Below are 23942 nucleotides of genomic sequence, written 5' to 3' on the forward strand. Positions count from 1 at the left end.
TGCCCTTCGTGTGAAGTTGGGGGGTGCCTCGGTCGGAGTCTTAACGGTCGGACCGGAGGATTCGGTCACTCACGGTGCATCGATCGTGACAGAACCCGGCCGATACCCGAGCATCGCACGCCCACCCACCGCCCACGGTCCCTCGGATGGGTGATTGGAGGGGCGTCTTCTGCCCTCGGCCGGATCGGACTCGTCACTTCCCTTTACGGTGCTCCCTCTGCTTTACGGTGCACCCTCGCGACCCAGTCCGCCGGTGTGGCGATCTCCGCCTTGGTGGGCAGCGTGTTCGGGGAGGTCCACACCCGGTTGAAGCCGTCCATGCCGACCTCGTCGACCACCGCCCGGACGAACTTCTCGCCGTCCCGGTACTGGCGCAGCTTGGCGTCCAGGCCGAGCAGTTTGCGCAGGGCCAGGTCGAGGCGGGACGCGCCGCGCGCCCGGCGCTGCTGGAACTTCTCGCGGATCTCGGCGACCGACGGGACGACCTGCGGCCCCACCCCGTCCATCACGTAGTCCGCGTGCCCTTCGAGGAGCGACATGACGGCGGTCAGCCGGCCGAGGATCTCGCGCTGCTCGGGCGTCTGGACGAGCTCGACCAGGGAGCGGCCCTCGTCCTCCTCGCCCTCGGGGCGGGCCCCCACGAGCGTCTGGGCGGCCTCGCGCAGCCGCTCCAGCACGGTGGCCGGATCGACGTCGGTGGCGCTCAGGAATGACTGGATCTCGCCCTGCAGATGGTCGCGCAGCCACGGCACGCCGGTGAACTGCGTGCGGTGGGTCTCCTCGTGCAGGCACACCCAGAGCCGGAAGTCGTGCGGGGCCACGTCCAGCTCACGCTCGACGTGGACGATGTTCGGCGCCACCAACAGCAGCCGCCCGCCGCCGTTCTCCCCGGCGGGCAGCTCGCGCGTGGCCGGGGCGAAGGTCTCGTACTGGCCGAGGACCCGGGAGGCCAGGAACGACAGCAGCATGCCGAGCTCGACGCCGGTCACCTTGCCGCCCACCGCGCCCAGCACGGCCCCGCCCGGGGAGGCCGAGCGGCGCTCCTGCAACTTCTCCAGCAGGGGTTTGAGCAGTTCGCGGAAGCCCGCGACGTTCGCCCTCACCCAGCCGGGCCGGTCGACGACCAGGATCGGGGTGTCCTCCGGGAGGTGGCCCTCGGGGATCATCCGGGTGTACGCCCGGACGTGCTCCTCCGATGCCTTCGCGTGGCGCCGCAGCTCCGCGACGACCGCCCGCGCCTCCTCACGGCTCACCTCGGGCCCGGGCCGTACCAGCCGGGTCGCGGTCGCCACCGCGAGGTTCCAGTCGACCATCTCCGCACCACCGATGCTCGTCATGCGTCAACCGTACGTGCTCGGCCGCGTGGAGGGTGAGGGATGGGACGGCGCCCTTCGCAGCCGCTCGCCGGTCCCGCCAGGGAGCCGTCAGCGGGTCAGCGCGGCGGCGAGGCGGTCCAGGGCGGGCTGGGCGGCGTGCGCGGACGGGGTCTCGCCGGCGAGAAACGCGAAGGCGAGCAGTCGTCCGTTCGCGGTCACCACGGTCCCGGCGAGGGAGTTCACGCCGGTGAGGGTGCCGGTCTTGGCGCGGATCAGACCGGCGCCCGGGGAGCCGTCGGCGTAACGGTCCTTCAGGGTGCCGCTGAAGCCGCCGACCGGGAGGCCCGTGAGGACGGGGCGCAGTTCGGGGCGGGCGGGGTCGGCGGCGCGGGCGAGCACCGCGGTCAGGAGCGCGGCGGAGACCTTGTCGCGCCGGTCGAGGCCGCTGCCGTCGGCGAACCGCGCCCCCGCGAGCGGGACGCCGAGCCTGTCCAGCCGCTCGCGGACGGCGCGGCCGGCGCCGTCGAAGCTGGCGGGCTCGCCGGTGGCGAGGGCGGTGTGGCGGGCCAGGGCCTCGGCGAGGTCGTTGTCGCTGTGGGTCAGGGTGTGCTCGACCAGCGCGGCCAGCGGCTGGGAGTAGGTCCTGGCGAGCGGGGTGGCCTTCTTGGGCGCCTTGGCGCGGGCGGGCGGCTTGCCCGTGGTGACGTCCAGCTCGGCGAGGAGCCCGGCGAAGGCGCGGGCGGTGTCCCCGGCCGGGTCGGCGGAGCGGGGCGCGGGGCCGGTTCCGGGGCCGTCGCCCCTGCCCTCGGCGGTCATCAGGGGCGTCACCGCGGCGATGTTGTCGTTGACGCCGATGGGGTGGCGCTCCGGGCCCGAGTAGAGGGAGGTGTCGTACGTGAGCCGGACGGTGGTGGCGCCGCGGTCGCGCAGGGCGCGGGCGGTGTCCCGGGCGAGGGCGGCGAGCCGGCGCTCGTCGAGGGTCGGGTCGCCGCCGCCGACCAGGGTGACGGTGCGGAAGTCCGCGGAGGCCACGACGGTGGTGGGGATGCGGTGGTCCGGGCCGAGGGCGGAGAGCGCGGCGGCCGCGGTGGCGACCTTCACGGTGGAGGCGGGGGTCATCGGGGCCGCGGCCCCGTTCCCGTACAGCTGCTCGCCGGTGGCGACGTCCACGACCGCCGCCGTACGCAGCGGGCCCAGGTCCGGCGAGGCGAGCAGCGGCTCCAGGACGGCCGCGAGGGCGGTGGGCGCGGTGGCGGGCGGCGGGGCGGCGGCCTTGTCGGGAGCGGTGGCGGCGGCGACGGCGGTGAGCACGCCGGGGGCGCTCGGAGCGGGTGCGGGGGCGTCGGGCCGGGCGGGGCGGTCGGGGCGGGCGGCCGGGCCTCCGGGGGCGGCCGCGCCGTGATCTGCGCCACCCGCGCGGGCCCCGGCGGCGGCGCGGGCGCGCTCCGCCGTACGCTGACCCGAGTCCCAGGGACCGGCGAGGCCCGCCGCGCCGGCCGAGAGGACCAGGCCGAGCAGGGCCGAGCCGGCGGCGAGCTGCAAGACCTTCGGCTCCGGCACGGCCGACCAGCCCCTTTCGCGAGCACTCAGTAGCGTGAGGGACACTTAATCACTGAGCTGTGCCGTGAGCACGGCACCCCCGCTTTGTGTTGATCTTGGAGGAGCCACCCGTGGAGTTCGACGTCACCATCGAGATCCCGAAGGGGTCGCGGAACAAGTACGAGGTGGACCACGAGACCGGTCGTATCCGACTGGACCGCCACCTCTTCACGTCGACCGTCTACCCGGCCGACTACGGCTTCGTCGAGGGCACCCTGGGCGAGGACGGCGACCCGCTGGACGCGCTGGTCATCCTGGACGAGCCGACCTTCCCGGGTGTCCTGGTCAAGTGCCGCGCCATCGGCATGTTCCGCATGACGGACGAGGCGGGCGGCGACGACAAGCTGCTGTGCGTGCCGGCCTCCGACCCGCGCATGGAGCACCTGCGGGACATCCACCACGTGTCCGAGTTCGACCGCCTGGAGATCCAGCACTTCTTCGAGGTCTACAAGGACCTGGAGCCCGGCAAGTCGGTCGAGGGCGCCAACTGGGTCGGCCGCGCCGAGGCCGAGGCCGAGATCGAGGCCTCCATCAAGCGCCTGGAGGCGCAGGGCGGCGCTCACTGAGCCCCGTACCCCGGTCGGTACGCGCACGGGCGGTGCACCTTCGCGGTGCACCGCCCGTCGTGTGTCCGGACACTCTCCGGACACGACCTGGCCCCTTGCACATGCGCATACTGGGCAGACGGGTCGGATGGGAGTGAGGGACAGGGTAGTGGCGGCGGAGGAAGCGGGCGTTCCGGAGGACCGGAAGCCTCAGTCGGACGAGGCGCACAGCGCCTTCACTCCGCCACCGGGGGTGGAGCAGCCCCTCGGGCCCGAGGAGGACCAGCCGACGTCGGAGTTCGCCGTTCCGCGCGGCCTGGCGCCGGAGACTCAGGTGGAACCGGAGGGCTCTGCGTTCGCGCCGCCGTCGACGTACGGGGCGAAGCACTCTCCGCCCGCGTTCACGCCCGCACACGGCTTCCCCGCGGTGAAGCTGTCCCGGGACGCGCCCTGGCAGGACCGGATGCGCACCATGCTGCGGATGCCGGTGAGCGAGCGGCCGGTGCCGGAGCCGGTGCAGCGGCACGAGGAGGTCCGCCCGGCGGTGCCGCGCGTGCTCGACCTGACGCTGCGTATCGGCGAGCTGCTGCTCGCGGGCGGCGAGGGCGCCGAGGACGTCGAGGCGGCGATGTTCGCGATCTGCCGCTCGTACGGGCTCGACCGCTGCGAGCCGACCGTGACCTTCACGCTGCTGTCGATCACGTACCAGCCGTCGCTGGTGGACGACCCGGTGACGGCGAACCGGACCGTGCGGCGGCGCGGGACGGACTACACGCGGCTCGTGGCGGTGTACGCGCTGGTCGCCGACATCAACACCGAGGACTACGACGTCACGCTGGAGGAGGCGTACCGGCGCCTCGCGGAGATCCGGCGCAACCGCCACCCGTATCCGGGGTGGGTCCTCACGCTGGCGGCGGGTCTGCTGGCCGGCGCGGCGTCGATGCTGCTCGGCGGCGACATGGCCGTCTTCGCGGTGGCGGCGGCGGGCGCGATGCTCGGCGACCGGCTGGCGTGGCTGTGCGCGGGGCGCGGGCTGCCGGAGTTCTACCAGTTCGCGGTGGCGGCGGTGCCGCCGGCGGCGCTGGGGGTGGTGGTGAGCCTGCTGCACGCCGGGCTCCAGCCGAACGCCGTGATCACCGGTGGGCTGTTCGCGCTGATCCCGGGGCGGGCGCTGGTGGCGGCCGTCCAGGACGGCCTGACCGGCTTCTACATCACCGCCTCGGCGCGGCTGCTGGAGGTGGCGTACTTCTTCGTCGCCATCGTGGTGGGCGTGCTGACCGTGCTGTACGTGGGCGTGGAGTTCTTCCAGGCGAAGCTGAACCCGGAGGGGGCGCTCCAGGCGGTCGAGCGGCCGTGGATCCAGATCCTGGCGGCGGTGCTGCTGTCGGTGACCTTCGCGGTACTGCTGCAGCAGGATCGTTCCACCGTGCTCTTCGTGGCGCTCAACGGCGGCGTCGCGTGGGTCGTGTACGCGTCGATCGCGGTGACCGCGGACGGGCCGACGGTCCTCGCGACGGCGGTCGCTGCGGGGCTGGTGGGCCTCTTCGGGCAGCTTTTCGCGCGGTACGAGCACACGTCGTCGATGCCGTACGTGACGGCGGCGATCGGGCCACTGCTGCCGGGTAGCGCGACGTACCTGGGGGTGCTGAACATCGCGCAGAACAACCTGGACGCGGGGTTCGCCTCGCTGGCGCGGGCGGCGGCGCTCGCGCTGGCGATCGCGATCGGCGTGAACCTCGGGGGCGAGATGGCGCGCATGTTCATCCGCGCGCCGGGGTCGGCGGCGGCCCGGCGCGCGGCGAAGCGGACGCGCGGCTTCTGAGCGGCCTCAGGCCGCGCGCGGCGCCCGCCCGGCGCCTTGGAAGCTCTGCGTCCCCTGGGGCATCACGCCCGTGCGGCGCAGGAACGCGTACCCGACGCCCAGACCGATGGCGACCGGCCATTCGATGACGTCCGCCACGCCGAGCACGCCGAGGCCCAGGTAGACCGGGAGGCCCCGCTTGGCGGGGAGGACCTGGCGGGCGACCGCCAGCGGGAGCATGGCCGCGTTGGCGGCGCCGCTCGCGACGCGGTCGAAGGACGGCACGGTGAAGGTGATCGTGCGCCCGCCACCACCGCCGCCGGCCGAGGTCTTCTCAGGCGTCTCGGGCGCCTCGGGGGCGGTCTGCCGCTCCTTGGGGGGTTCCGCGGCCACCTTCTTGGCGCGTGCGGTCGAGCGCGACTTCGCCGTGGGCGATTTCGTCGTACCGGCGGATTTCGCCGTACCCGACTTCGCCGCACTGGCGGACTTGGTCGCACTGGCGGACTTCGTCGAGGAGGAGCGCTTACGAGGCGTTGGAGATGTGGCCACAGGTCTCACATCCGCACATCTGGTATGGGCAGTTTGTCTATATTTAGGGTAGCCATTCCGGGACGGTTGAATCGGAATGACGGACGGACCGACGGACCGGAGGCAGTGCCCATGTCACCGTTGCCCAGCCCCCACCTGTGGTCACCCGGTCTGCTCGCGCCGGTGGCGTCGGGCGTGACGTACGGCGTCGCCGCCGGGGTGCGCGGTGCCGCCGATGTCGCCGGCCGGCTGATCGGCCTGCCGCAGCGCGACGTGTGGTGGCGGCCCGGCCGCTGCTATATCGAGGTCCACGGGGTGCACGGCGTCGGCGGTGAGCGGGTCGCCGCGCGGGTGCAGCGGGCTCTGGAGGGCCACCCCGGGGTGCTGTGGGCGCGGGTGAACGCGCCCTCCGAGCGTGTGGTCGTGGCCGTCTCCTCGCCGCCGCCCGCCGAGCGCGAGCTGGTCGCGCTGGTCAAGCAGGCGGAGGGCGAGGCCCACCCGGAGGAGTTCGACGAGTGGTGCCCCGAGCCGCACCACCCCTGCGAGGGCCCCGATACCCGCCAGTCGGTGCCCGCGCTGGCGGCGGACACCGTGGGGCTGGGCATCGCCGCCGTACGGCAGCTCGCGCCCTGGTTCCGGCTGCCGCCGGAGGTGGCGGCGGTCTTCGGCGCCCTCCAGCACCACCCGAAGCTCCGCCACCTGGTCGCCGACCTCAGCAGCCCCGAGCAGGCCGAGTCCTTCCTGCCCGTGGTGAGCGCCCTCGCGCAGGGCGTCGCCACCCGGGGCGGCGGGCTCGCCCTGGACGTGTTCGAGCGCGTCGCCCAGTGGCGCGAGGCCACCGCGGAGCGCAAGGCGTGGGCCGACGCCGAGCCGGACCTGGTCCGGGGGCCGGAGGACGCCGAGGCGGAGCCGCTCGTCGTGGACCGCGCCGGTCCGACGCCCAAGGACTCGGTCGACCGGTACGCCGAGCGGGCCATGGTGGCGGGGCTGGCGGCCGGGGCCCTCACGGTGCCGTTCGCCGGGCTGCGCCGCGGCATCGCCGTCGCGCTCTCCGCCGTGCCGAAGGCACCGGAGGCGGGCCGCGAGGGCTTCGCCACCAGCCTGGGCCGGGCCCTGGCGATGCGGGGCGTGGTCACCATGGACCGGAGCGCGCTGCGGCGGCTCGGCCAGGTGGACACCGTCGTCCTGGAGGAGGACGCGCTGCGCAGCGACCGGTACGAGCCGGTCGACCTGGAGCTGCTCAGCGGCGCGGACCCGGAGGCGACGGCCGGGCGGCTGTTCGCGCTCTTCGACGCGGACGCGCCGCTCGGGACCGTACGCGACGACGACGGCTGGGTGCTCGGTCCGCTGCACGAGCTGGACCTGACGGGCCGGACCGGGAAGCAGGCGGACGCCCGGCTGCGGCGCCGGGGCGCCGAGCGGACGCTCGGCCTCGCCAAGGGCCGCCGCCTCCAGGCGGTTGCCGGGCTCGGTACGCAGACGGCGCCCGGCGCCGAGGCCGTCGCGGCGGCGGCCCGCCGCGCGGGCGCCCGCGTGGTGCTGGCCACCGACCGCGAGACACCGGCGTTCACCGTCGCCGACGCGGTGGTCCCGGCGGGCAAGCGCCTGGTCGCCTCCGTACGCGGCCTCCAGGCCGACGGCGCGGTGGTGCTGCTGGTCTCCGGCAACCGGCGCGCGCTCGGCGCGGCGGACTGCGGCGTCGGCGTGCACCGGGAGGGCGAGCCGCCCGCCTGGGGCGCGCACCTGATCGTCGGCTCCGACCTCGAATCGGCCGGGATCATCGTGGACGCCGTCGGCATGGCCGCGCGCGTGGACCGGGACAGCGCCGTGCTCGCCGCGGGCGGCAGCGGGGTCGGCGCGGTCGCCGCGCTCCAGGGGCCGCCCGCGCAGGCCACCGCCCGGGGCATGACGGCCGGCACGACCGCCGCGAGCGTGGCGTTCGGCCTGGGCGCCTGGCGCGCCCGGCAGCTGCTCTCCCGGCCCCTCGCGCCGCCCGTGACCACGGTGCCGTGGCACCTGATGCCCACCGAGCGGGTCCTGGAGCGGCTGAACACCACCGCCGAGGGCCTGAGCGCCGACGAGGCGGCCGACCGCAGCGGGGGCCCGCGCGGCGGCAACGAGCCCGCGCGCCTGACCCTGCCATCGGCGTTCATCGAGGAGCTGTCCAACCCGCTGACGCCCGTCCTGGCCGGCGGCGCCGCGCTCGCCACCGCCGTCGGCTCGCGCACCGACGCGATGCTGGTGGCCGCCATCACCGGCACCTCCGCCCTGATCGGCGGCTTCCAGCGGGTCCGGACCGAGCGCGCCCTCGCCGAGCTGTTCCGCCGCTCCGCGATCGGCGCGCGCGTACGCCGCGGAGGGCGCGAGCGGCTGGTGACGGCCGGCGACCTGGTCGAGGGCGACGTCATCCTGCTGCGGCCCGAGGACGTCGTACCGGCGGACTGCCGGCTGCTGGAGGCCGAGGGGCTGGAGGTCGACGAGTCGTCGCTGACCGGCGAGTCGCTCGCGGTCCACAAGGACCCGGCGCCGGTGGTCGCCACGGACCTCACCGGCCGCCGCTCCATGGTCTACGAGGGCACCACCGTCTCCTCCGGGCGGGGCGTGGCGGTCGTGGTCGCGACCGGATCCAGCACCGAGGTGGGGCGCAGCCTCGCCACCGCCCGGCAGGCCGCGCCCGAGACGGGCGTGGAGGCGCGGCTGGCGAAGCTGACCCGTACGAGCCTGCCCATCGCGATCGGGTCGGCGAGCGCGGTCGCGGCGTCGGGCCTGGTGCACGGGCGGCCGCTCGCGGACAACCTCGCCTCCGCCGTGAACCTCGCCGTCGCCTCCGTACCGGAAGGGCTGCCCTTCCTGGTGAACGCCGCCCAGCTGGCCGCCGCGCGGCGGCTCGCGGACGTCGGGGCGCTGGTGCGCAACCCGCGCACCATCGAGGCGCTCGGCCGCGCCGACGTGCTCTGCTTCGACAAGACCGGCACCCTCACGGAGGGCAAGCTCCAGCTCGCGGGCGTCAGCGACGGGGACGGCACCCTGGCGCCGGACCGGTTGGACAACCGGCGCAAGGACGTCCTCGCCGCCGCGCTGCGGGCCACCCCGCCCGCCCGGCAGTCCGAGCCGATGGCCCACCAGACCGACCGCGCCGTGACGGCGGGCGCGCGCACCGGGAAGGTGACCGTGCGGCACGGGGCGGCGCGCTGGCGGCGGCAGGACACGCTGCCGTTCGAGCCGTCGCGGGCGTACCACGCGACCACGGGTCGGACCACGCACGGGCTGCTGCTCAGCGTGAAGGGCGCGCCCGAGAACGTACTGGAGCGGTGCGACCGCCGCCGCGGCCCGGACGGCGAGGGCCCGCTGGACGAGGCCGGGCTCGCGCGGCTGACCGCCGAGGCGGAGCAGCTCGCGGGCGCCGGGCGGCGGGTCCTCGCGGTGGCCGAGCGGCGGATGGGCGAGGACGAGGACCTCACCGACGACAGCGTGCGGGACCTGGTGTTCCTGGGGTTCCTCACGCTGGCGGACCCGGTACGGGCCGGGGCCGCGCCCGCGACGGCGCGGCTGCGGGAGGCGGGCGTGCACACGGTGATGCTGACCGGCGACCACCCGGCCACCGCCGACGCCATCGCCTCCACCCTCAGCGACGTCACCGACCCGAAGGTCTGCACCGGCGCCGAGCTGGACGAGCTCGACGACGACGCGCTCGACGAGCTGCTGCCCACCGTGGATGTCATCGCGCGGTGCAGCCCGCACCACAAGGTGCGCATCGTCCAGGCGTACCAGCGGGTGGGGCGGGTCGTCGCGATGACCGGCGACGGCGCGAACGACGCGCCCGCCATCCGGCTCGCCGACATCGGCATCGCGCTGGGGCGGCGCGGCACGCCCGCCGCGACCGCCGCCGCGGACCTGGTCGTGGGCGACGACCGGCTGGAGACGATCGTCGAGGCGCTGATGGAGGGCCGTGCCATGTGGGCGTCGGTGCGGGCCGCGCTCGGCATCCTCATCGGCGGCAACCTCGGCGAGGTCACCTTCAGCGTGCTGATCTCCACGCTGACCGGCTCCACGCCGCTCAACGCCCGCCAGATCATGCTGGTCAACCTGCTGACCGACCTGGCGCCCTCGCTGGCCATCGCGGTGCGCGAGCCCGCCGGCCAGAACGCCGAGCGCCTCATGTCGGAGGGCCCGAGCCGCTCGCTCGGCAGCGCCCTGACGAACGAGATGCTGCTGCGCGGGGCCATCACCGCGACCGGCGCGGGGCTGGCGTGGACCGGTGCCCGCCTCACCGGGCGCGGGAAGCGGGCCAGCACGGTCGCGCTGGCGGCGGTCGTCGGTACGCAGCTGGCGCAGACGCTCTTGACGGGCGGGCTCGACCGGAACGTGCTGGCGGCGAGCCTGGGGTCGGCGGCGGTGCTGGCCGCGGTGATCCAGACGCCGGGGGTGAGCCAGTTCTTCGGCTGTACGCCGCTGGGGCCGGTCGGCTGGGGCATCGCCCTGAGCGCCATCGCCACGGCGACGGCGCTGGGGATGGTGGTGTCACCGCTGGTACGGGAGCGGTGAGCGCTGGTACGGGAGCGGTGAGCCCGGCGCGGCGTCGGCGCCGGGCTCGGCGCCCGGCGCTCAGCGCTTGGCGTGGCGGCCGCGCTGGGCGGGCGGCAGGGTGCCGTTCCGCTCGTCGGCGGCGGCCTGCTTCTTGCTCTGGGAGCGGGCCCGCAGGTACTCGATGACGATCGGGACGACCGAGATCAGCACGATCAGGACGAGGATCTTCTCGATGTGCTGGTGCACGAAGTCGATCTTGCCGAGGGACGCGCCGAGGAGCGTCACACCGGCGCCCCACAGGACGCCGCCGATGATGTTGAACGTGATGAACGAGCGGTAGTTCATCCGGCTCACACCGGCGATGATCGGCGTGAACGTCCGCACGATCGGCACGAAGCGGGCCAGGATCAGCGACTTGGGGCCGTGCTTCTCGAAGAACTCGTGCGCCTTCTCGACGTTCTCCTGCTTGAAGAGGCGCGAGTCCGGGCGCTTGAAGAGCGCCGGGCCGACCTTGCGGCCGAAGAGGTATCCGACCTGGTCGCCGATGATGGCGGCGGCCACGATGAGCGAGCACACGGCCCACAGGGGCGTGTCGAGCTTGCCGGTGGTCACCAGCAGGCCGGTGGTGAACAGCAGGGAGTCACCCGGCAGGAAGAAGCCGATGAGAAGGCCGGACTCGGCGAAGACGATGACCAGGACGCCGATCAGACCGAAGGTCTGGATCAGATAGTCCGGGTCCAGCCAGCTCGGTCCGAGCGCAAGCGTATTCACGGTTCCGGGGCTCCTGGGTTGGTGGGCGGGACGGCTGCCCAAAGCTATCAACGCTTCCGGCCCCGTCCCGGTTCCACCGCCCCCCCATGGTCGGTCCCGCGCCTACGCGGACTGCTCGCGGTACTCCCGGGTGTCGACGATCAGCGTGCCGTCGTGCTGCTCGTAGTGGGAGAGCGCGAGCCCGAGGCCGAAGAAGGTGGGCGCCCACTCACCGACGAAGATGCCCCACCGGTCGGCGCGGGCGAGCCCCGTCCCGGGCTCCATGTTCAGGGACGCGGCCCAGCTGGCGACGGAGAGGCCGATGGACGCGAAGGCGGCCAGGTAGGCGTGCTCGCTCCGGACCCCCATCTCGTGCAGCTTCCTGATAACCATGGTGGCTCCTTTCCGGCGGTACCGAGGGTGGTACCGATGGCCGTAGGCGACGAGGTGCCCAAAACGGAGCGAGCCATTCCGGATATTGTCCGGCCATCGTGCTGCCGCGCGCCCGCGCCCCCTCGTTCTGGCGCGGGCGCGCCGGATCAGCCGCGGCGGGCCGCGTTCGCCACGATGGCGTCGCGGAGGTGCGCCGCGAAGCCCGGGGTCATCGCGTCGAAGTAGGCCGTGAAGCGCTCGTCCGTGACGTACATCTCCGCCAGGCACTGGTGCATCTCGTACGAGCACGCGTAGTGCCACCGCCCGATCTGCTGCCGGTGCTCCTCGGCCAGCTCCATCGCGCGCTCACCCGTCGGCGGCTCGCCCTCCGCCATCAGGGCCTGGTAGCGGGCGCCCCAGTCGGCGTTCTCGTCCTGCATGCGCTGCCAGTCCGCCTTGGTGTAGCGGGCGGCGCGGCGCTGCGACTCGCGGTACGCCTCCGTGTCGCCCCAGCGCTGCCCGACCTCCTCGGCGTACTGCTCCGGGTCGTGGTCCCCGAAGACCTCGAACTTCTCCTCGGGCGTGAGGTTGATGCCCATCTTCCTCGCCTCCATGGCGTGCTCGACGGCCTCGGCCATCCTCGTCAGCTCGGCGATCCGCGCGGTCAGCAGCTCGTGCTGGCGCCGCAGGTGCTCCCGCGGGTCCGCGTCGGGGTCGTCGAGGAGGGCCGCGACCTGGTCGAGCGGGAAGCCGAGCTCCCGGTAGAACATGATCTGCTGCAGCCGGTCGAGGTCGGCGTCGTCGTAACGCCGGTGCCCCGCGTGGCTGCGGCCGCTCGGGGAGAGCAGCCCGATCTCGTCGTAGTGGTGCAGCGTGCGCACCGTCACCCCGGCGAAACCGGCGACCTGTCCCACGGAGTAGCTCATCGCTTCCCGCTCCTCACTGATCGGTACGTCCCTCAGCCTGAGGGCTCACGCGACGTGAGGTGCAAGTCCTGATGTCCGAGGACGCCGACGAAGGGCGGGCCCTCGCCCGCGAAGGTGTACGCGCCCCGCTCGATCCGCTCGATGAGGCCGCGGGTCCACGCGGCCCCCGCGTCCGCCGTGTGCACCCAGAGGTTCATGATCTCGCCGATGTGGCCCAGCGCCTCGGGCCCCTCCTGCGGGGTGTAGCGCTCCAGGACGTCGGCCTTCCACCGCTCGATGGCGGCCAGCCGCCGCCTCAGCAGCGCGAGCGCCTCCTCGCGCTCCAGGTCGACGAGGAAGCCGACCGCCGCGGTGAGGACGTCCACCTTCTGGTCGTACGAGGTCAGCGACGCGCGCAGCAGCGCGAAGTACTCCTCGGTGCCCTGCTCCGTGAGCTCGTACTCGGTGCGCGGCGGCCCGCCGGCCGTGCTCGGCGCGGTCTCGTACGCGCGCAGCAGCCCCTGGCGCGCCATCTGCTTGAGCGCGTGGTAGATCGAGCCGGGCTTGGCGTGGGACCACTCGTGCGCGCCCCAGTACTCCAGGTCGTTGCGGACCTGGTAGCCGTGCGCCCGCCCGTGCTGGCGTACGGCCCCGAGGACCAGCAGCCGGATCGCTGACATCGCCGTTTCCTCCTGGTCGCTTCCGACCAGGCTACGCAGCCGGACCCGGCGGCGGGGTCACACGTCGCGCTCCATGTCCACCAGCTCGAACGCCGTCTTCCCGTCCAGCGACTCCCGGATGATGTCGGCGTGGCCGGCGTGCCGGGCGATCTCCTCCACCAGGTGCAGCGCCATCCAGCGCATCGACACCCGCCCGTCCTTCGGGAACCAGGGCGCCTGCGGCAGCGGGAAGGTGTCGTCCAGGCTCGGCACCGCCCGCAGGAACTCCTCGGTCTCCTTCGCCACCCGGTCCCAGAACGCCAGCACGCCCTCGACCGACTCGTCCTCCACCAGCCGGAAGCTGTCGGCGAAGCTCTCCGGGGAGGGGTTGAGCTCGTTCGGCGCCTGCTGGGCCATCCGCAGCCAGGACAGCTCCGCCTGGGCGACGTGCTTGACCAGGCCCGAGAGCGACAGCTCACTGGCGCTGGGCCGCGACGCCGCCTGCTCGTCCGTCAGTCCGAGCACCGCGCGCCGGACGGCGCCGCGCTGCGCCTCGATGAAGGCGAGCAGTGCGCCGCGCTCGTCGCCGTGAGCCTCCGCGGGAACGTGAGTGACCATGATCCGTCCGCCTTCCGACCAGGGGGAGGGGCACCGTCTGCGCCCCTCCAACACCCGCCACACTACGGACGGTTGAGGACAGATACTGTCCTCGTTCCCCGATTTTCCGTAAGGCTTCTCAGAACGGGAAGCGGCTGCGGCCGTACTGGATCGAGATCCACTTGTACGTGGTGAACGCGTCCACCGTCGCCTCGCCGTTCAACCGCCCGACACCCGAGTGCTTCTCGCCGCCGAACGGCACGATCGGCTCGTCGTGCACGGTGCCGTCGTTGATGTGGATCATCCCGGTGTGGACGCGCTGCGCGAGCCGTACACCGCGCTCCACGTCGCCCGTGTGGACGGCACCGCTCAGCCCGTACGGGGTGTCGTTGGCGATCCGTACCGCCTCGTCCTCCCCGTCGAAGGGAATCAGGATCGCCACCGGGCCGAAGATCTCCTGGCTCAGCACCGGGGAGTCGGCCGGCAGGCCGGTCAGGACGGTCGGCGCCACGACGTTGCCCGCGGTGGCGCCGCGGACCAGCGCGGTCGCGCCCGCCTCGACGGTCTGGTCGACGAGCGAGGACACCGCCTCGGCCTGCGTGGAGTTGATGAGCGGCCCGAGGTGGGTGGCCGGGTCGGCCGGGTCGCCGGCCTTGAGGGTGCGCACCTTGGCGACGAACTTCTCGGTGAACTCCTGCTCCACCGACCGGTCCACCAGGATCCGGTTCGCCGCCATGCAGACCTGCCCCTGGTGCACGAACCGGCTGAAGACCGCCGCGTCCACGGCGTAGTCGACGTCCGCGTCGTCCAGGACGATGAGGGCGCTGTTGCCGCCGAGCTCGAGGACGGCGCGCTTGAAGTGCGCGGCGCAGACGGTGGCGACGTGGCGGCCGACTCGGTCGGAGCCGGTGAAGGAGATGACCTTGGGCACCGGGTGCTCGATGAGCGCGTCGCCGATCTCGGCGATGTCGGTGATCACGACGTTGAGCAGGCCGGGTGGCAGGCCCGCGTCCTCGAAGACCTTCGCGACCAGGGTGCCGCCGAGGATCGGGGTGTTCTGGTGCGGCTTGAGGACGACCGCGTTGCCGAGGGCGAGGGCCGGGGCGACCGACTTGATCGACAGGAGGAAGGGGAAGTTGAAGGGGCTGATGACGCCCACGACCCCGACCGGGACGCGGTAGAGGCGGTTCTCCTTGCCGTCGACCGGCGACGGCACGATGCGGCCCTCGGGGCGCAGCGCCAGGTGGATCGCCTCGCGCAGGAACTCCTTGGCGAGGTGGAGCTCGAAGGCGGCCTTGGTGCGCGTGCCGCCGAGCTCGGCGATGATCGCCTCGGTGATCTCGCCCTCGCGCTCCTCGATGATCCGCAGCGCCCGCTCGAAGACGGCGCGGCGCGTGTACGGGTTGGTGTCGGCCCAGGCGCGCTGGGCCCGCTCGGCCGCGCGGTAGGCCTGGTCCACCTCGTCGACGGTGGCGACGGTGATGGAGGCGAGCTTCTCCTCGTTGTACGGGTTGAAGTCGATGATGTCCCACGAGCCGCCGCCGGCCCGCCACTCACCGTCTATGTACTGCAGGGCCAGGTCTGTGAAGTACGACATGCCATTCCTTCCAGCAGGCAGGCAGGCGGCGCGTGGGCATGCGGGCGTGCGTGCGCGCTCGGGGTCGGTCAGTCCTCGGTTGACGCGACGTCATCGTACTGACGAGTCATGTGAGTTGGAGGAGACCCCTGAGAAGATCCCGGCTTTCCTCGGGACCCGGGCTGTCCTGATGCAGCCGCCCCATGACCCGCTCGTACTGGGCCACCTCCTCGCGCTTGTCGAGGTACAGCGCGCTCGTCAGCTGCTCCAGGTAGACGATGTCGGAGAGGTCGGATTCGGGGAAGCGCAGCAGGGTGAAGGCGCCGCTCTCGCCCGCGTGGCCGCCGAAGCTGAACGGCATGACCTGGAGGGTGACGTTGGGCCGTTCCGATACCTCGATCAGGTGCTTGAGCTGGTCGCGCATCACGGCGCGGTCGCCGTACGGGCGGCGCAGGGCGGCCTCGTCGAGAACGGCGTGAAAGTGCGGTGCCCGCTCGGAGACGAGGATCTTCTGGCGCTCCAGGCGCAGCGCGACCCGGCGGTCGATCTCGGCGCGGGGGGCGTCGGGCATGCCGCGCGTGACGACGGCGTGCGCGTACTCCTCGGTCTGCAACAGGCCGTGGACGAACTGCACTTCGTAGATCCGGATGAGCGAGGCGGCGCTCTCCAGACCGATGTACGTCTGGAACCAGCCCGGCAGCACGTCGCCGTAACTGTGCCACCACCCGGCCAGGTTGGCCTCGCGGGCGAGCCCGAGGAGCGACTCGCGCTCGGTCTCGTCGGTGACGCCGTAGAGCGTGAGGAGGTCCTCGACGTCCCGCGCCTTGAAGCTCACCCGTCCCAACTCCATGCGGCTGATCTTTGATTCGGACGCCCGGATCGAATAGCCGGCGGCCTCACGGGTGATGCCGCGCGACTCGCGCAGCCGCCGCAGCTGCGAGCCCAGCAGGATGCGCCGCACCACGGAACCGCTCGATTCACTTGCGGTCACGTCTCCAACCCTCCCCATCGCTGATGTGTACGACGGAGCACCCCCGAGCCCCGAGATGCCGGATTCTGCCACCAAACGCTTCAGCGTGTACTCGATCGGTTACGGATAGGCGAAGCCTTGACCGTGCGGGGCCGCGGTGACGAGCGGTGAAGTGAAATCCGTCGCCGGAAGATATGGCCAGTAACCGTCACGGGGGTGGACAGGTCGGGCGCGTGCACGTGCATCTGCCCTTGCATCAGCTGGTCGCATTCGGAACCATGGTCCCCGCGCACCTGCGTACTCGTTCGTGTTGTCGCACCACAGCCGCGAATCCCGGGAGTGCCTCGCATGGGGACGAATGGATCGACCATGCTCGAGCCGTTAAGGCAGGGGCTTCCGCCGATCGATGCCGCTTCCGTCTCCAGCTCCGCCTCCTGCGCCCTGCCGGCCCGGTACGAAGCGGTGCGCGGCGCACGCCGGTTCACCGCGGCGACGCTCGCCCAATGGGATCTGAACGACCGCTTCGACGACGTCTCGCTCGTCGTCTCCGAACTCGTCACCAACGCACTGCGGCACGCGCTGCCCGCGGACGCGCCCGGCCGGGACGCCCCCTCCCCCGGCGAGTCGCCCTCCGTGCGGCTGCACCTGATGCGCTGGGCGAGCCGACTGGTGTGCGCGGTCCGCGACCCGAGCCCGGACAGCCCGACCGCGCGCGAGTCCGCCGAGGACTTCTCGGCCGAGTCGGGCCGGGGCCTGCTCCTGGTCGAGTCCTTCAGCGACAGCTGGGGCTGGCACCCGCTGGCCGGGACGCTGCGCGGGAAGGTGGTCTGGGCACTGTTCCGGCTGCCGGACACGCCGCCGGGCGCACCGGCCGCGACCCCGACGCCGTAAGCAGGGCCGCGGCCCCGGCGCCGTAAGCCCAGGCCCTGTCGAGAGCCCGGTGGGCGCGGCCGCGCCGCATCCGCCGGGCCGCCGGGCCGCCGCGCCTCAGCCGCCGACCAGATGGTCGAACTCGCCGTCCTTCACGCCCAGCAGCAGCGCCTCTATCTCCGCCGGCGTGTACACCAGCGCGGGCCCGTCCGGGTGCCGTGAATTGCGTACGGCGACGTCGCCGCCGGGCAGTTTGGCGAACTCCACGCAGGAGCCCTGCGAGTTGCTGTGTCTGCTCTTCTGCCAGACGACCCCGTGAAGCTCTGTGGCCGCCATGCCGTTGTACACGTGGTGCACAGGACGCTCCCCGAGATACATGGTGCAGATGTCAACTATGCGCGATCATAGCTTCGTTCATATGCACATGCATGAGCAGATGCACGTGCACGCCGGGTGGCGCTTCCGTTACACCCCCCGTCCAGGGTAAAGACGCGCGAAAGGCCTTTCTGGCTCCCGCACCTGCGCCGGTACGCACACGAAGGCCCCCCGCCTGGGCGAGCGGGGGGCCTGTACGGGGCGCGCGGGGACGTCAGCGCGGGGACGACGAGTACGGCAGCAGCGCCATCTCGCGGGCGTTCTTGATGGCCCGCGCGAGCATCCGCTGCTGCTGCGCCGAGACGCGCGTCACACGCCGGCTGCGGATCTTGCCGCGGTCCGAGATGAACTTCCGCAGCAGGTCGGTGTCCTTGTAGTCGACGTACGTGATGCCGTCGCGGTCCAGCGGGTTGGGCCGGTTCTTCGCGGGCTTGCGATCGGCGGCGGAGCGGCGGGGAGACATGGGGTCAGACCTCCAGGAGGGCGTCGAAGGCGGACGGCAGCCGCTGCCAGGCCTCGCGGCCCGCGGCGTACTCCGCGTCGGTGAGCAGGCAGGAGTCGAGGAGCTCGGCGAGCCCCTCGCGGTCCAGGCCCGGCGAGGTGAAGACGAGGTGCTGGCAGCGGTCCCCGTGCTCGGGGTCCCAGTCCAGCGCGGCCGCCGCCCGGCGCAACGGCGGGACCATCTCCCAGGCGGCGTCCGGCAGCGAGGCGAGCCACGGCCCGGCCGGCTCGACGCACAGCGCGCCGCCCGCCGCGTCCCACGCCAGCAGCGTGTCGGGCCGGTCCGCCAGCCAGAACCGCCCCCGACTGCGGGCGGCCGCACAGCACAGGTCCTCCAGCGCCGCGTACAGCCGCCCCGGGTGGAACGGCCGGCGCCGGTGCCACACGTACGTGCCGACGCCGTGCGCGTCCGCGTCCTGCGGCAGCAGCGCGCACGCCGGGTGCTGGGCGGCGGCCGCGGCCTCGACGTCGAAGCCGGCCAGCGCGGCCGCCGCCAGGTCCCCCGCCGGGTCCCCCTCCACCGGGACCCGGCGGGCGGTCGGGTGCAGCTGGGCGAGCAGCGCCCGGTCCTCGTCGTCGGCCTCGGGGCTGTCGAGGACGGCGAGGACGGGCGCGTACTCCAGCTGGCGCGCCCAGGTGTCGGCGACCGTGCGTTGATCGGTGGCGGCCGCGGCGAGGCCCGCCTCCATCAGGTCGTCGCCGTTGCCGAGGTACGGCAGGAGGAGCGCCGGGTCCACGGCCGTGATGACGGACGTGACGCGCAGTCCGGCCGCCGCGACCACCTCGGCCATCGCCTTGGGCTCGACCGAGTCCCACAGCTCGACGACCGCGAGCCGTGTGAGACCGGCATCCGCCAGCCGCTCCAGCTCGGGCACCAGGTCCTCGCGCAGCGCGCAGCACGCGCAGTCGTTGACCAGCGGCGTCTCACCCGTCGACAGCACGCCGGTGGCGTCCCGCACGGTACGGACGACCGTGCCCTCGGGCGCCGTCGACAGGTCGTGGTGGAGCGCCACGCTGCCGGGGACGGTGGCGAGCAGCCGCTCCACGGCGGCGGCGCGGGCGTCCGCGTGCAGCCCGCCGACGATCGCGACGGACAGCATCAGCGCGCCCCGCGGCGGCCGTCGGCCCCGTAGCGCTTCTGGAACTTCTCCACGCGCCCGGCCGTGTCCAGCACGCGCGCCTGGCCCGTGTAGAAGGGGTGGCTCGCGGAGGAGATCTCGACGTCGATGACGGGGTAGGTGTTGCCGTCCTCCCACTCGACCGTCTTGTCGCTGGTGGCGGTCGAGCGGGTCAGGAAGGCGAAGCCGCCGGCCTTGTCACGGAAGACGACGGGCTCGTACGGAGGGTGGATTCCGGGCTTCATCGCTGGGCTCAGCGCTCCTCTCGGAAGTCGACGTGCCGTCCGACGACCGGGTCGTACTTGCGCAGCGTCATGCGGTCGGGGTCGTTACGGCGGTTCTTGCGGGTCACGTAGGTGTAGCCGGTGCCGGCGGTGGACCGGAGCTTGATGACCGGTCGGAGTTCGTTGCGGGCCATGGGGCGAGAGTATGTGAAAATGGTTTCCATTACCAAGCCACAGTCTTGGAAGGCTCACGAGAGGTAGGTCACCTTGTCCGCCCACTGCCAGCTGACCGGCGCCCAGCCGGGCTTCGGCAACCGCATCTCGCACTCCCACCGGCGTACGTCGCGCCGCTTCGACCCCAACATCCAGCGCAAGCGCTACTGGCTGCCGAGCGAGGGCCGGTACGTCCGGCTGACCCTGTCCACCAAGGGCATCAAGACCGTCGACACCATCGGCATCGAGGCGGCGGTGGCCCGCATCCGCGCCCGCGGGGTGAAGGTCTGATGGCCAAGAAGAGCAAGATCGCGCGCAACGAGCAGCGCAAGACGGTCGTCGAGCGGTACGCGGCCCGGCGCGCCGAGCTGAAGGCGCTCATCCGCCGCCCCTCGACCCCGGAGGCCGAACGCCTCGCCGCCCAGGCGGAGCTGCGGCGCCAGCCGCGCGACGCCAGCCCCACGCGCGTACGCAACCGGGACAGCGTGGACGGGCGGCCCCGCGGCCACCTGCGGAAGTTCGGCATGTCACGGGTGAACGTGCGGCAGCAGGCGCACGCCGGGTTCCTGCCGGGGGTGCGCAAGTCCTCCTGGTAGCACGCCCGTCGGCGCGTACCGGCTGGTAGCTTGGCGCCGTGAACGTGCAGAGGCTCGTACGGAACGCGGCCGTCGCGGCAGCCGGTTGCGCGGCCGCGCTCGCACTGACCGGCTGCGGGGGCGGCGCGGACACGGGCGACGGCCGGGGGAAGACCAACGGCGGCGTCTCCCCCGCGCCCTCGCCCGGCACTGCGTCCCCGGCGGCGTCCCCGGCCACGCCGACGGCCACGACCACGGCCGCACCCGCACCCGCCCTCGAAGGCGCGTGGCTCGGCGTCACCGACGGCAAGGCCGTGAACCTCACCATCAAGAAGGGCCACGCCGTCGTCCTCGCGGAGTCCCGGCTCTGCCAGGGGTTCGCGAAGGACGCCGGGCAGGGCGTGGTCTCCCTGACGGTGAAGTGCCGGGACGGCGGCACCGAGCGGGCGAGTGGCACCGCGCGGGAGGCCGCGGGCGGAAAGCTCGTCGTGACCTGGGACAGCGGCACGACCGACACGCTCACCAAGGCGACGGTCGGCGAGAACGTCCCGACGTCGCTGCCGTCCCTGCCGCCGCAGCCCTAAGGCTTCCCAGGCTCCCGCAGGGCGTCGGACAGCGACTCCAGCGCCTCGCGCAGCAGGCGCACGCCGTCGCGGACGACCGGGTCCGGGACCTCGTCGTCGCCGACCCGCACCTCGTCCCAGCGCGGCACCCGGCGCTCGCGGATGTCCTTGGCGCCGCGTTCGGTCGCGCGGCGCAGGGTGTCCGCGAGGGCGGCGGCCGCGGGCAGCGGGGCGGCGTCGCGGTCCGGAAGGTGCGCCTCCATCAGCATCGTGACCCGGCCCAGCTGCGCGAGGGCCTGCTCCGCGCCGTCGGCGGCGGTGTGGGACAGGCCGCGGTGCCTGACCGGTTCGTGGGTGGCGCGCGTGTGCGCCTCCTGCCAGGCGACCCGGGCGGTACGGGTGGCGAGGACGGCTTCCCGTACGTCGGCGGCGGCCTCGCCGTCGCGCCCGGCGGCCGGGTTCGCGTAGTGGGCGAGGACGCAGGCGGCGTACCGCCCGTCCGCCGCCAGCCAGTCGGCGAGCCGCCCGCGCAGCCGGGGCGTCTCCCACGCCGGGTACACGGCGTACGCCACCATCGCCAGCACGCCGCCGAGCAGCGTCAGCAGCACCCGCTCCGGGACCGTCTGGTCCCAGGTCTCGCCGCCCATGCCGAGCAGGAACACCACGTACGCCGAGACGCAGACCTGCGCGGCGGCGTAGCCCGTGCGCATCAGCAGGAACATCCCGAAGGCGCAGCACACGGCGAGCGCGGCGGAGGTGTACGTGCCCGGGGTCGCGGTCCGTACGACGGCGGTGGCCAGCGCCACGCCGAGCAGGGTGCCGCAGAAGCGGGCCACCGAGCGGGCGTAGGTCTGCGTGAAGTCGGGGCGCATCGCCATGACGGCGGCCATCGGCGCCCAGTAGCCGTGCCCGAAGGGCAGCGCCGCGCCGAGGAGGTAGCCGAGGCCGGCGACGGCCGAGACGCGCACGGCGTGCCGGAAGACGGGCGAGCCGCCGCGCAGTTCGCCCCGGACGTCGCGCACGACGCCGGGCAGGAGGCTCAGGAGCGGGGGGCGCGCGCGGGCCTCGCCCGGTTCGGCCCAGCCGCTGGGCGCCGCCGTCTCGACGACGTCCTCCAGGAGCGCGGCGAGCCGGACGGCCGCGCGGCGGGCAGGTCCGGTGAGGATCGCCCCGGTGTCGGGCGTGCGGAGGGCGGCGAGCGCGGCGGGCGGGATGGTGGCCGGGCGGCCGCGGCGGATCGCGTCGGCGGCGGTGTCGAGCACGGTCCCGGCGGCGCCGAGGAGTTCGCGCACCCGGTCGCGCTGCGGGCCCTCGCGCGGGACTCCGATCGCCGGGTCGGCGAGCGAGGCGAGCACCGGCCGGATGCGCTCGGCGAGTCCGCGCGCCCCGTGCAGTTCGGCCGGCCGGCGGCGGGCCTGGCGGCGGGTGACGGCGGCGGCGCTGCGGGCCGTCATGAGCGGCACCGGGTCGAAGGGCGCGTACGGGTCGTGCCGCAGCCTCCGCGCGTAGTCGGCCTCGGCGGCCAGCGCGCCGGCGAGCGCGTCGCGGTGCGGGCCCCACCGGCGGATGGGCACGAGCACGATGAGCGCGGCCTGGACGAGCCCGCCGGCGGCGATGACGAGCGCGTGGCCGGCCGCGGCGGCGACGGAGGTGGGGAGGGTGACGGTGACCAGCATGATGGCGACGTTCGACGACGCGATGACCCCGGCGGTCGGCCCGGCGACCCACGCGAGACCGGCGAGGAACGTCCACGCCACCAGCAGGCAGAGGAACAGCACCGGGTGAGCGCCCGTCAGGTACCCGACGAAGGTCGACACGGCGAGGCTCACCCCGGACGCGAGCGCCAGCGTCGGCCGGGGCCGCCAGCTCCGCTGGAAGGTGGCGACCGCCGCCTGGAACGCCCCGAACGCCGAACTCACCGCCACGGCTGTCCCGAACGCCGCGAGGCTCACCCCGACGACCAGCGCCAGCCCGACGGCCCCCCGCAGCGCGACCAGCGGCTCCAGCCGCCGCCGCTCCACCGTCAGCCCCGCACGGGCGGTCGCCTTGAGCGCGCGGAGCCAGGTCATGGGCACGAGGGTAACGGCATACCCTGACATACCGGACACAAGGCCCGACGGCGAGGTCCGGACGGTCCCTAGGGGGGTGTCTTGCCGATCTTGCCGGGCTCGCGACGCCTGGCACGCGCGCTGATCCGGCCTGATCGGCAAGACACCCCCTAGCGCGGCAGCGCGCCTCCCGGGGGCTCGGTCCGGGCCCGGTCGGCCGCGTCCCGGCCGTGCTCCCAGCCCGCCGCGTCCGTCGCGCCGCGCACGCGCGTGGTCGTCGTGGCGGGGAACATCCGGTCCGCCTGCGCCGTCACCGCCACGTCCCGCGCCGCCAGGACCGGGAGCAGCGTCGGTTCGCCGGCGGCGACGCGGCGTGATGTGGACGCCAGCCGGTCGCCTATCCGCTGCGCGTACGCCAGCAGGAACGACTGGCGGAACGTCTTCGTACGCTTCCGCCCGCCCGCGCGCTGCGCGGCCTCCGCCTTCGTCATCGCGCCCGTGCCCTGCACCAGCAGCGAGGTGTAGAGGAGCTCGACGACCTCCAGGTCCGGTTCGTAGCCGACGACCGTCGAGAAGCCGAAGGCCTCGTTCCACACGGCCCGGCAGTGGTTCGCCGCCGCGACGGCGTCCAGCAGGATCGCCTTCGCGGTCTCGTACGGCGCGTCGACGCCGATGCGCAGCGCGGCGGGCTCGTCCGCGCTGTGGGTGCGCGCCGCGAGCGCCGCCTCGTCGAGGCTGTGGCGCGCCATCAGCTCCTGCGCCTTCGCGGTGAACGCCTCCGCCTCCTCCGGATACCCCGTCGCCTCCGCCTTGGCGAGCAGCGCCCGGATCCGGGCGAGCATCCGCGGCTCGCCGTGCACCGGCACCGCGTACGGCACGGCGGCGCCCGGCGCCGGGCCGACCGGCTCGATCGCGGGCAGCCGGGCCAGCAGCCGGTACAGCTCCAGCACGGCCGTCGCGTACGAGAAGCGGTCCGCGCGCCAGGCGGCGCCGGCGGGCAGCTCGGCGAGCTGGGCGGCCCAGCGGGGCGGCAGCTCGGCGTACGCCCGCGCCTCGGCGGCGATCAGCTCCGACACCAGCCGCACATGGTGCTCGTCGAGCTCGCGCCGTACCAGCCGGACGACATCGGCGGGCTGCCAGCCGCGCTGCCACGCCGCGCGCACGAACTCCTCGCCGCGCCGGGCCAGCTCCGCGTCCGCGGCCGGGTCGGCGGCGAGACGCCGCCCGCGGCGTTGAGCTGCTTGACGTACAGCTGCTGGGCCTGGGTGATGCTCTTGCCGAGAGTGGCGTACACGCCGGTCATGTCGGTG

23 protein-coding genes and 1 pseudogene are annotated in these 23942 nt (G+C 73.7%); 7 read left to right on the forward strand and 17 right to left on the reverse strand.

All coding sequences use genetic code 11. From position 1 onward, the window contains the following. Nucleotides 1-203 precede the first annotated feature (203 nt). Together ABZX67_RS23065 and dacB are read right to left on the reverse strand one after the other, a co-directional pair. Nucleotides 204-1337: a zinc-dependent metalloprotease gene (locus tag ABZX67_RS23065; protein ID WP_355363083.1), complete on the reverse strand. Its 1134-nt coding sequence runs from the start codon at nt 1335-1337 to the stop codon at nt 204-206. Nucleotides 1338-1424: 87 nt separating this feature from the next. After that, nucleotides 1425-2876 carry a D-alanyl-D-alanine carboxypeptidase/D-alanyl-D-alanine-endopeptidase gene (gene dacB, locus ABZX67_RS23070; RefSeq protein ID WP_355363085.1) on the reverse strand — a complete coding sequence of 484 codons (1452 nt, stop codon included), beginning with the start codon at nt 2874-2876 and terminating at the stop codon, nt 1425-1427. A 110-nt stretch (nt 2877-2986) separates the two neighbouring features. Here dacB and ABZX67_RS23075 point away from each other — a divergent pair, with 110 nt between their 5' ends. Beyond that, a complete protein-coding gene (locus tag ABZX67_RS23075; protein ID WP_031077398.1) occupies nt 2987-3481 on the forward strand; it encodes an inorganic diphosphatase in 495 nt (164 codons plus the stop codon). A 127-nt stretch (nt 3482-3608) separates the two neighbouring features. Beyond that, nucleotides 3609-5282 (forward strand): threonine/serine exporter family protein, encoded by a 1674-nt coding sequence (locus tag ABZX67_RS23080; RefSeq protein ID WP_355363088.1) that lies wholly within the window; start codon nt 3609-3611, stop codon nt 5280-5282. A gap of 6 nt (nt 5283-5288) precedes the next feature. Here ABZX67_RS23080 and ABZX67_RS23085 read toward each other — a convergent pair whose 3' ends face one another. Next, entirely contained in the window at nt 5289-5654 is a 366-nt protein-coding gene (locus ABZX67_RS23085; protein WP_355363090.1) for a hypothetical protein, read from the reverse strand. A gap of 267 nt (nt 5655-5921) precedes the next feature. On the opposite strand from ABZX67_RS23085, the gene ABZX67_RS23090 reads away from it, so the two are divergent. After that, nucleotides 5922-10334 carry an HAD-IC family P-type ATPase gene (locus tag ABZX67_RS23090; RefSeq protein WP_355363092.1) on the forward strand — a complete coding sequence of 1471 codons (4413 nt, stop codon included), beginning with the start codon at nt 5922-5924 and terminating at the stop codon, nt 10332-10334. Between the two features lie 60 nt (nt 10335-10394). Here ABZX67_RS23090 and ABZX67_RS23095 read toward each other — a convergent pair whose 3' ends face one another. The 7 genes from ABZX67_RS23095 to ABZX67_RS23125 all read right to left on the reverse strand — a co-directional run bounded on the left by ABZX67_RS23095 (nt 10395) and on the right by ABZX67_RS23125 (nt 16184). Next, nucleotides 10395-11087, reverse strand: coding sequence for a VTT domain-containing protein (locus ABZX67_RS23095; protein ID WP_355363094.1), 693 nt, complete (start codon nt 11085-11087; stop codon nt 10395-10397). 102 nt (nt 11088-11189) lie between these two features. Continuing rightward, nucleotides 11190-11459 carry a hypothetical protein gene (locus tag ABZX67_RS23100; RefSeq protein ID WP_355363096.1) on the reverse strand — a complete coding sequence of 90 codons (270 nt, stop codon included), beginning with the start codon at nt 11457-11459 and terminating at the stop codon, nt 11190-11192. A 146-nt stretch (nt 11460-11605) separates the two neighbouring features. Next, nucleotides 11606-12364, reverse strand: a complete 759-nt coding sequence (locus ABZX67_RS23105) for a MerR family transcriptional regulator (RefSeq protein WP_355363098.1) — start codon at nt 12362-12364, stop codon at nt 11606-11608. A 32-nt stretch (nt 12365-12396) separates the two neighbouring features. After that, a complete protein-coding gene (locus tag ABZX67_RS23110) occupies nt 12397-13023 on the reverse strand; it encodes a PadR family transcriptional regulator (RefSeq protein ID WP_355363100.1) in 627 nt (208 codons plus the stop codon). 57 nt (nt 13024-13080) lie between these two features. Further along, complete coding sequence (locus tag ABZX67_RS23115; RefSeq protein WP_355363102.1) at nt 13081-13620, reverse strand: DinB family protein; 540 nt, start codon at nt 13618-13620, stop codon at nt 13081-13083. A gap of 118 nt (nt 13621-13738) precedes the next feature. Next, entirely contained in the window at nt 13739-15196 is a 1458-nt protein-coding gene (locus ABZX67_RS23120; RefSeq protein WP_355363104.1) for an aldehyde dehydrogenase family protein, read from the reverse strand. A 106-nt stretch (nt 15197-15302) separates the two neighbouring features. Further along, nucleotides 15303-16184 (reverse strand): helix-turn-helix transcriptional regulator, encoded by an 882-nt coding sequence (locus ABZX67_RS23125; protein ID WP_355363106.1) that lies wholly within the window; start codon nt 16182-16184, stop codon nt 15303-15305. 309 nt (nt 16185-16493) lie between these two features. Here ABZX67_RS23125 and ABZX67_RS23130 point away from each other — a divergent pair, with 309 nt between their 5' ends. Continuing rightward, entirely contained in the window at nt 16494-17036 is a 543-nt protein-coding gene (locus ABZX67_RS23130) for an ATP-binding protein (protein WP_355363108.1), read from the forward strand. Between the two features lie 96 nt (nt 17037-17132). On the opposite strand, the gene ABZX67_RS23135 is transcribed toward ABZX67_RS23130, so the two are convergent. The 5 genes from ABZX67_RS23135 to rpmG all read right to left on the reverse strand — a co-directional run bounded on the left by ABZX67_RS23135 (nt 17133) and on the right by rpmG (nt 19427). Further along, nucleotides 17133-17372: a DUF397 domain-containing protein gene (locus ABZX67_RS23135; protein ID WP_355363110.1), complete on the reverse strand. Its 240-nt coding sequence runs from the start codon at nt 17370-17372 to the stop codon at nt 17133-17135. A gap of 232 nt (nt 17373-17604) precedes the next feature. Continuing rightward, nucleotides 17605-17853 (reverse strand): 30S ribosomal protein S18, encoded by a 249-nt coding sequence (gene rpsR / locus ABZX67_RS23140; protein WP_355363112.1) that lies wholly within the window; start codon nt 17851-17853, stop codon nt 17605-17607. Between the two features lie 4 nt (nt 17854-17857). Next, complete coding sequence (locus ABZX67_RS23145; protein WP_355363114.1) at nt 17858-18991, reverse strand: GTP-binding protein; 1134 nt, start codon at nt 18989-18991, stop codon at nt 17858-17860. Further along, complete coding sequence (locus tag ABZX67_RS23150; protein ID WP_355363116.1) at nt 18991-19254, reverse strand: type B 50S ribosomal protein L31; 264 nt, start codon at nt 19252-19254, stop codon at nt 18991-18993. The genes ABZX67_RS23145 and ABZX67_RS23150 overlap by 1 nt, the downstream gene beginning before the upstream one ends. An 8-nt stretch (nt 19255-19262) precedes the next feature. Continuing rightward, a complete protein-coding gene (gene rpmG, locus ABZX67_RS23155; protein ID WP_003999141.1) occupies nt 19263-19427 on the reverse strand; it encodes a 50S ribosomal protein L33 in 165 nt (54 codons plus the stop codon). A 73-nt stretch (nt 19428-19500) separates the two neighbouring features. Between rpmG and rpmB the strand changes: the two genes are divergently transcribed. From rpmB to ABZX67_RS23170, 3 genes are read left to right on the forward strand one after another with little or no spacing between them, the layout of a single operon-like run. Next, nucleotides 19501-19737 (forward strand): 50S ribosomal protein L28, encoded by a 237-nt coding sequence (rpmB, locus tag ABZX67_RS23160; RefSeq protein WP_344356933.1) that lies wholly within the window; start codon nt 19501-19503, stop codon nt 19735-19737. Next, on the forward strand, nt 19737-20042 hold the full coding sequence (gene rpsN, locus ABZX67_RS23165; protein WP_355363119.1) for a 30S ribosomal protein S14: 306 nt from the start codon (nt 19737-19739) through the stop codon (nt 20040-20042). The genes rpmB and rpsN overlap by 1 nt, the downstream gene beginning before the upstream one ends. A 38-nt stretch (nt 20043-20080) precedes the next feature. Then, nucleotides 20081-20605 carry a hypothetical protein gene (locus ABZX67_RS23170; RefSeq protein ID WP_355363121.1) on the forward strand — a complete coding sequence of 175 codons (525 nt, stop codon included), beginning with the start codon at nt 20081-20083 and terminating at the stop codon, nt 20603-20605. Here the strand turns inward: ABZX67_RS23170 and ABZX67_RS23175 are convergent. Together ABZX67_RS23175 and ABZX67_RS23180 are read right to left on the reverse strand one after the other, a co-directional pair. After that, the gene (locus ABZX67_RS23175) at nt 20602-22653 is read right to left on the reverse strand and encodes an FUSC family protein (protein ID WP_355363123.1); all 2052 of its coding nucleotides are present in this window, start codon (nt 22651-22653) and stop codon (nt 20602-20604) included. The genes ABZX67_RS23170 and ABZX67_RS23175 overlap by 4 nt on opposite strands. Nucleotides 22654-22802: 149 nt before the next feature. Next, nucleotides 22803-23849: pseudogene (locus ABZX67_RS23180) on the reverse strand (DUF2786 domain-containing protein); the annotation flags it as partial. Nucleotides 23850-23942 lie beyond the last annotated feature (93 nt).

Origin of the sequence: Streptomyces sp. NPDC003036 (assembly GCF_040611175.1) — a bacterium.
Lineage (GTDB): Bacteria > Actinomycetota > Actinomycetes > Streptomycetales > Streptomycetaceae > Streptomyces.

Excerpts from the sequence above, each read along its gene's own strand:
- ABZX67_RS23065 (WP_355363083.1), bottom strand. The coding sequence starts at position 1,337 with ATGACGAGCATCGGTGGTGCGGAGATGGTCGACTGGAACCTCGCGGTG.
- ABZX67_RS23080 (WP_355363088.1), top strand. The coding sequence starts at position 3,609 with ATGGGAGTGAGGGACAGGGTAGTGGCGGCGGAGGAAGCGGGCGTTCCG.
- ABZX67_RS23090 (WP_355363092.1), top strand. The coding sequence starts at position 5,922 with ATGTCACCGTTGCCCAGCCCCCACCTGTGGTCACCCGGTCTGCTCGCG.
- ABZX67_RS23100 (WP_355363096.1), bottom strand. The coding sequence starts at position 11,459 with ATGGTTATCAGGAAGCTGCACGAGATGGGGGTCCGGAGCGAGCACGCC.
- ABZX67_RS23105 (WP_355363098.1), bottom strand. The coding sequence starts at position 12,364 with ATGAGCTACTCCGTGGGACAGGTCGCCGGTTTCGCCGGGGTGACGGTG.
- ABZX67_RS23110 (WP_355363100.1), bottom strand. The coding sequence starts at position 13,023 with ATGTCAGCGATCCGGCTGCTGGTCCTCGGGGCCGTACGCCAGCACGGG.
- ABZX67_RS23115 (WP_355363102.1), bottom strand. The coding sequence starts at position 13,620 with ATGGTCACTCACGTTCCCGCGGAGGCTCACGGCGACGAGCGCGGCGCA.
- ABZX67_RS23120 (WP_355363104.1), bottom strand. The coding sequence starts at position 15,196 with ATGTCGTACTTCACAGACCTGGCCCTGCAGTACATAGACGGTGAGTGG.
- ABZX67_RS23125 (WP_355363106.1), bottom strand. The coding sequence starts at position 16,184 with ATGGGGAGGGTTGGAGACGTGACCGCAAGTGAATCGAGCGGTTCCGTG.
- ABZX67_RS23130 (WP_355363108.1), top strand. The coding sequence starts at position 16,494 with ATGGGGACGAATGGATCGACCATGCTCGAGCCGTTAAGGCAGGGGCTT.
- rpsR (WP_355363112.1), bottom strand. The coding sequence starts at position 17,853 with ATGTCTCCCCGCCGCTCCGCCGCCGATCGCAAGCCCGCGAAGAACCGG.
- ABZX67_RS23145 (WP_355363114.1), bottom strand. The coding sequence starts at position 18,991 with ATGCTGTCCGTCGCGATCGTCGGCGGGCTGCACGCGGACGCCCGCGCC.
- ABZX67_RS23150 (WP_355363116.1), bottom strand. The coding sequence starts at position 19,254 with ATGAAGCCCGGAATCCACCCTCCGTACGAGCCCGTCGTCTTCCGTGAC.
- rpmG (WP_003999141.1), bottom strand. The coding sequence starts at position 19,427 with ATGGCCCGCAACGAACTCCGACCGGTCATCAAGCTCCGGTCCACCGCC.
- rpsN (WP_355363119.1), top strand. The coding sequence starts at position 19,737 with ATGGCCAAGAAGAGCAAGATCGCGCGCAACGAGCAGCGCAAGACGGTC.
- ABZX67_RS23175 (WP_355363123.1), bottom strand. The coding sequence starts at position 22,653 with ATGACCTGGCTCCGCGCGCTCAAGGCGACCGCCCGTGCGGGGCTGACG.